6 protein-coding genes are annotated in these 6,610 nt (G+C 43.5%); all 6 read left to right on the top strand.

All coding sequences use genetic code 11. The features are described from left to right. Window positions 1-445 precede the first annotated feature (445 nt). The 6 genes from ACXAGK_RS17190 (at window position 446) to dnaX (ending at window position 6,604) form a co-directional block, all read left to right on the top strand. A complete protein-coding gene (locus ACXAGK_RS17190) occupies window positions 446-871 on the top strand; it encodes an HvfA family oxazolone/thioamide-modified RiPP metallophore (RefSeq protein WP_474857170.1) in 426 nt (141 codons plus the stop codon). Between the two features lie 151 nt (window positions 872-1,022). Further along, window positions 1,023-1,874: an HvfB family MNIO-type RiPP peptide maturase gene (locus tag ACXAGK_RS17185; RefSeq protein WP_474857169.1), complete on the top strand. Its 852-nt coding sequence runs from the start codon at window positions 1,023-1,025 to the stop codon at window positions 1,872-1,874. Next, window positions 1,871-2,635, top strand: a complete 765-nt coding sequence (locus tag ACXAGK_RS17180) for an HvfC family RiPP maturation protein (RefSeq protein ID WP_474857168.1) — start codon at window positions 1,871-1,873, stop codon at window positions 2,633-2,635. Before ACXAGK_RS17185 ends, ACXAGK_RS17180 begins: the two co-directional genes overlap by 4 nt. 153 nt (window positions 2,636-2,788) lie before the next feature. Further along, window positions 2,789-2,911: a hypothetical protein gene (locus tag ACXAGK_RS17175; protein ID WP_256253717.1), complete on the top strand. Its 123-nt coding sequence runs from the start codon at window positions 2,789-2,791 to the stop codon at window positions 2,909-2,911. A gap of 22 nt (window positions 2,912-2,933) precedes the next feature. Continuing rightward, complete coding sequence (apt, locus tag ACXAGK_RS17170) at window positions 2,934-3,470, top strand: adenine phosphoribosyltransferase (RefSeq protein ID WP_202942946.1); 537 nt, start codon at window positions 2,934-2,936, stop codon at window positions 3,468-3,470. 41 nt (window positions 3,471-3,511) lie between these two features. Beyond that, window positions 3,512-6,604, top strand: a complete 3,093-nt coding sequence (dnaX, locus tag ACXAGK_RS17165; RefSeq protein ID WP_474857167.1) for a DNA polymerase III subunit gamma/tau — start codon at window positions 3,512-3,514, stop codon at window positions 6,602-6,604. The last annotated feature ends 6 nt before the right edge of the window (window positions 6,605-6,610 follow it).

Genomic DNA, 6,610 nt, shown 5'->3' with positions numbered 1-6,610 from the left:
AGCGCCGATGGTAGTGTGGGGCTTCCCCATGTGAGAGTAGGACACTGCCAGGTCCCATTAAGAAGAACCCGCCTAACGGCGGGTTTTTTGCTTTCTGCACCAAAGAAAAATAATGGGGTCAGAGTCACGACTCTGACCCCATTCCTCCTTCAGCCGAACCTCAAAAATGGGGGCGAAGTACTTTATTACTATCAAGGTGAGTACGCAGTTATACCGTTATCCCCAGTACCGAAAATTCAGAAAAAGTACTCTGACCCCTTTACTTGTTACTTATTCAAGCTTTAATGTGCATTTCGAATTTTATAAAAATCAATAATATCAATTGGATACAAAATAACTGTAAAAAAATTAATTTTAATGAAATATCCTTTAAGCAAACAGGGTCTTTTAAAGTACACGTGCTTACTGTACGTCAAACATGACTAATATTATTGAGGGTAGATCAATGAAACAAATTAAAAAATCATCAGTAGCTACAGCGTTGGGTGCAGTTGTAATTGGCTCTTTGGCGTCAACAGTTGCAGTAGCAGACGTTAATCCATTTGGTATACAGGCACTAGAATCTGGCTACAGCCAATTTGCTGCAGAAGGCAAGTGTGGTGAAGGTAAATGTGGCGGCGACAAAGCAGAAAAAGAAGGCAAGTGCGGCGAAGGTAAATGTGGCGGAGACAAAGCAGAGAAAGAAGGCAAGTGCGGCGAAGGTAAATGTGGCGGCGACAAAGCAGAAAAAGAAGGCAAGTGCGGCGAAGGCAAATGTGGCGGCGACAAGAAAGCTGCTAAAGAAGGTAAGTGCGGCGAAGGCAAATGTGGCGGCGACAAGAAAGCAGCTAAAGAAGGTAAGTGCGGTGAAGGCAAATGCGGTAGCATGTAATTGTTATTCAATTAACATTGTGTAGCGTGAGATAGAATGATGTAAGGCTATACGAGTTAAGCTTAGCAACAAATGGCTGTCGAATGATGGCCATTTTTGTCTAAAAATATATTTTGCTGTTGTGCAATTCCATGCGGTAAAAGGGGAAGATATGAAAAACATTTGTGGCGCAGGTCTTGGGTTTCGTCGTGAAATGCTAAATGACCTTTTACCTACATTGCCATCTGAGGTCGATTTTTGGGAAGCAGCCCCTGAAAATTGGATCCCACTTGGTGGAAAATACCAAGAACAATTTCAGCGAGCGTCTTCACAAGCTCTCTTTACAACGCATGGGCTATCTTTGTCTATCGGCAGTAGCGACAAACTAGATGTCGAGTTTGTAAAAACCATTAAACGATTTTTAGATGCTAACAACATTGCATTGTACAGCGAGCACTTAAGCTTTTGTTCTGGCAACGGTCATATGTACGATTTGATGCCAATTCCTTTTACTGAAGAGGCAATTAAGCATGTAGTATCTCGAATTGTTAAAGTTCAAGATATTATTGAACGACCACTGGTCCTAGAAAATGTCTCTTATTACATTGCTCCAGGCAAAGAGATGAATGAGCTTGAATTTACCACGCGCATATTAAAAGAGTCGGGTTGCCAAATGCTTCTGGACGTAAACAATGTTTACGTAAACAGTATCAACCATAAATACGATGCGAAAGCGTTTATCAACGGCTTGCCCTCAGACAAAATTGTGTATGGGCATATTGCTGGTCACTATGATGAAGCGGAGGATTTGAAAGTTGATACTCACGGCGCTGATGTCATTGAGCCCGTATGGGAATTATTGGAGCACGCTTACCTTACTCACGGCTTATTTCCGACTTTGCTAGAACGTGATTTTAATATTCCCCCGTTGAGCGAATTATTGTCGGAAGTGAAGAAAATTAAGCAAATTCAAGCAAAATGCCAAGCTGTTCGAGTGTCAAATGTTAAGGGAAGTGTCGCGTGACTCAGTCATTTCAAGCCACTCAAAAAACGTTCGTTGATGCGATCAAAGACCCACAGACATTTTGTGATACCGACGCTGATCACATTCGTCGGATGAAAATATATCAATCCCTGTTTTTTAACAACATCGATAATTTCGTCAGTACCGGATTTCCAGTTTTAAAATCTATTGTGTTAAAACAGTATGGTGAAAAAGGATGGGAGAGTATTGTGCGTAAATTTTTTATTGAGCACGAATGCCGCTCTCCTTATTTTGCTGAAATAAGTAAAGAGTTCGTTGAGTACCTTTCAACACAGCCAACCTTTGATATTACTCTGCCCGACTTTGCTGCGGAGCTTGCTCACTATGAGTGGCTCGAGCTTGACGTCAGTATTAGAAAAAATGAAGACAATGTTGAGTTCTATCAGCAAGAAAACAATGTTACCGCGATTAGGGTGTCACCGTATGCCTCGTTGGCAGCATATCAGTTTGAAGTCCATTTAATTGGTGAGGATTATATCCCAGAGCAACCTGCCCAAGAACAGCAGTTCTACGTTGTTTACAGAGACCGTGAGTTTGACGTTCAATTTGCTCATGTTAATCCGGTAACGGCTATTCTAGTCAACACGCTGGAACAAAATGAAATGGGAATGGAAATCGAGCAATTAGCAGAGTCGTTGTGCCAACAACTTCCCCAAATTCCGTCAAACGTGCTTGTAAATGGTATGAACCAGACCCTCACTGATATGTTACAAAAAGGAATACTGCTTCCAGTACTCTAAGTAACTCTTACTATTTAGCTGCTTTATATTAAACTTTCGCTAAGATCTGGTCTGAAAGTGAGCGATCGAACATATTAGCGCTGTCAATCGGGCTTGCTTTCGATTAACATTTAGCACCATTTTTTTGTTCACAAAATTGTTTAGGTAGTGCAAATGGCTGACAATTCAGATTTCAAAGAAGTCTATAACAAGTGGTACTTTCTAGCATCGCTAGTAACTCTAATCGCGTTCCCGTTGATGCATATCATCGCCGGCTGGTTCACCTTCTGGTTATAACGCAGACATTCAAGGCATAATTGTGACTGCAGAATATATTAAATCAGTAGTGAAAACCGTACCTGACTATCCAAAGCCAGGTATTTTATTTAGAGATGTGACTAGCGTTTTAGAAGATCACAAAGCTTTTAGTAGCTGTATCTCGTTACTTGTAGAAAAGTATCAGGGTATGGGATTTACCAAGATCGCAGGTACTGAAGCGCGCGGGTTCCTTTTTGGTGCGCCATTGGCCATCGAAATGGGCATAGGCTTCGTTCCAGTAAGAAAACCCAACAAACTTCCTCGTGAAGTAGTTAGCGAGAGCTACGAGCTTGAATACGGCATGGATACATTGGAAATCCATAAAGATGCTATTGAGCCAGGTGATAAAGTCCTTCTTATTGACGATTTACTTGCAACAGGTGGAACGATAGCCGCTTCTGCAAAACTAATTCGTTCATTGGGCGGTGAAATAAATCACGCAGGTTTTGTGATTAACTTACCGGACCTAGGTGGCGAAAAGAAATTGAGTGCGCTTGATATAGAAAGCTACTCTATTTGTGAGTTTGAAGGCGAATAATCGCTATAAAGCATAACTAGCAAAAGGCGAAATACGTAATAATGAGTTATCAGGTACTAGCAAGGAAGTGGCGACCGGGCAAGTTCAGTGAACTTGTGGGTCAGGAACATGTTGTCTCTGCCATTTCAAATGCTTTGGATAACGATCGTCTACACCACGCTTATCTGTTTACAGGTACGCGAGGCGTAGGTAAAACCACCATTGCACGTATTTTTTCGAAAAGCCTTAACTGCGAAGAAGGACAAGGGGCAAACCCTTGCGGTCAATGTAACACCTGTAAAGAAATAGAGCAGGGCAACTACGTTGATTTGTTAGAGATTGACGCTGCATCAAGAACCAAAGTTGAGGATACTCGCGAACTTCTTGATAACGTGCAATACAAACCAACTCGCGGGCGTTACAAAGTGTACCTTATCGATGAGGTACACATGCTTTCAAAACACAGTTTTAATGCGCTGTTGAAAACACTGGAAGAGCCACCTCCACACGTTAAGTTTTTACTGGCGACTACCGATCCTCAAAAGCTTCCAATAACCATATTATCCCGTTGCTTGCAGTTTAATCTGAAAGCTATGTCTCGGGAGCAAATTGTTGGGCAGCTACAGCATATTTTAGGACATGAACAGTTGCCTTTTGAGCCACAAGCGCTAGCGCTTTTAGCTAGAGCTGCTCAAGGCAGTATGCGTGATGCGTTAAGTTTAACGGACCAAGCTATTGCACAGGGTGGAAATCAGGTTCTGTCATCGGTAGTAACCGACATGCTTGGCCTGATGGACAAGAACCAGTTGCTTAAAGTGGTTCATGCGGTGGTAAGTAAAAGTCCTGCTGATGTATTGCAGTTAGTTAATGACATTGCGGAGCAAGCACCAGATTATGACAACGTCCACAGCGAATTGGCCAGCCTGCTGCACCAAATAGCGTTAACGCAATGGGTGCCTGAAGCATGTAAGCTAGAAACCACGTCGGCTAAAGCGATATTTCAATTAGCGAAAACTATTCCAGCAGAGCAAGTGCAGTTGCTTTACCAGATTGCACTGCAAGGAAGAAAAGACTTACCGTTTGCGGCAGACGGAAAAAGTGCGTTTGAAATGACATTGATGCGTATGATGTCGTTTGCTCCAAACATCCCCATCGACGACACCGCAAGTGAGATTGAAAACGGGAGGAGTGAGCATAGTTTACCTGTAGATCATGCTTCTTCCAGTGGTGGCCCGGGAAACGTCGGTAAGCAGGAGGAAGCGCCGTTAAGCGAAACTTCTGCAACCAATGTGCAGGAGGAGACGCCTTCACATCTATCGGTTGAATCTACCTCTACCCAGTCGTCAGAAAGTGCGCCATCTACCCCTGATTCACTTGCTACATCAATAATTGATGAAGAGCAGCAAGAACAGCCTCAAAAGACGTCGCCATTTGAATCACAGCAAGTACAGCAGTCTGCAGCCGTTGATGAAAGCGAGTTGAGTGAAAGTAATGCTCAGTCGGCGCTATCTCATGTGGAATCAGGTGCAACGTCGACTCAAACAACAGGGCTGGACCGTGACGCTGCACATGGTGATGAATCTGTAAAGTTAGCACCAACTTCGTCTATTGAATATGTAGCTGCAGAAAATACCGCCGTACAAACAGGAAACGTTTCTACCCAGCGTGAACCATCGCCAAAGGACACCAATGCCCCCCAAAACGAGGCCGAGCAGCTTTTTGATGAGCCTCCGCTAGATGCTTACATGGACGATATGCCGCCTCCGTCAGAAGTCGATGTCTCCTTAGGTTTTGAAGAATTTCATAACGCTGAGGGTTTTCACAACGCTGAAGGTTTTCATGACGCTGAAGGCTCTCATAAAAACAGCGAGTCGTTGTCGCGCGAAAGTGAAGCGTCCTCGTTAACCGCAGAGGAACAGCTTACCTCTACGGCAGATATGTTGGCACTTCGTCAAAAGCTAAAGCAAAGAAAAGCACAAGACGCAGAAGCAAAAAGTACCAGTGCAGCGAATGCTAAAACCGAAAGTGCAAGTGATATTCAAGCGCGCTTTACCAAAAGTAAAGCCGAGGCCTTAAGTACTGCACAAACTGCAAATGGAATTAATAATATTGGCGATAATGGTGCAGGGCAGGCTAGCGCTGATAACGAAAGCAAGAGTGGTAATTTAAGTCCCGTTGGGCATGACGATAGCCTTGAGTTGCAAGATCATACCCCAGAGCTTAAAGGTCATAACCCTGAGCCTGTAAATGGTAGCCCTGAACTTGAAGATAACAGCCTGGAGCCTATAGAAAGCAGCTCAGGATATAAAGACAATAGCATTGCACGTGATGACGATCCTCAACTGGATAGTACAAATTCAGGCTCGTCTATAGGCATTACTCACGCGCATTCTACTGACACTATGCAAACTAGCGAGTCAGAAAGTAATCATTCTAGCTCAAACAACACGAGCGATTTCTCGCTTGATGAATTTGAAGAGGATATGCCTTTTTCAAATGATGAAGCTGTCGCTCAACCAAGTACAGCGGCGTCTACAGAAGATATGCCACCTTGGGCTACTGATTACGATAATCAACCGCCTCAACACGTTGAAGGTGCTGATTATGTTGAAGCTCCCTCAGATAGCAGCTCAAATTACGAGGATGCTCCAGAGCAGATGGAAAGTGTGGGAGATCGGTCTTTTGCGCGGGATGCACTAAATTTTGATACCCCGCTGAGCAGTACCTATGACGGACAGTTAAAGGCGTACTTAAATGACGGAAGCAAATTAACTCACGCTAGCCAAATTGACGAATGGAGCAACTTAGTTGAGCAAATGCCGGTTGCTGGTTTACTTAAACAATTGGTGCTGCACGCATCATTTTCTCGTGATGGCAATCAAGTGTCCCTTGAAATTGACCATAGTCAGACGCACTTATTAAATGATAGTGCGAAAAAGCAATTGGTTGATGCAATCCATCATGGGTTGGGTGAAAACGTTGAAGTAAATATCACGTTAGGTGAACCAGCATCTACACCTTTTGCGTTACAACAAGAGATTCATGCCATGCGCCATGCGCATGCACATTCGGTGATTAAAACCGACGATACAATTCAAGCATTGCTATCGACTTTCGATGCGTCAGTGCTAACCGATTCGGTTAAAGCGCGATAGCAGAAT

The organism is Alteromonas sp. ABM1_013 (assembly GCF_056160505.1).
Note: the sequence above shows the minus strand (reverse complement) of the source record. Positions and strands in the feature narration are given on the sequence as shown.

Bases quoted from the DNA above. Each gene is read 5' to 3' on its own strand.
- ACXAGK_RS17190 (WP_474857170.1), top strand. From the start codon at position 446: ATGAAACAAATTAAAAAATCATCAGTAGCTACAGCGTTGGGTGCAGTT.
- ACXAGK_RS17185 (WP_474857169.1), top strand. From the start codon at position 1,023: ATGAAAAACATTTGTGGCGCAGGTCTTGGGTTTCGTCGTGAAATGCTA.
- ACXAGK_RS17175 (WP_256253717.1), top strand. From the start codon at position 2,789: ATGGCTGACAATTCAGATTTCAAAGAAGTCTATAACAAGTGGTACTTT.
- dnaX (WP_474857167.1), top strand. From the start codon at position 3,512: ATGAGTTATCAGGTACTAGCAAGGAAGTGGCGACCGGGCAAGTTCAGT.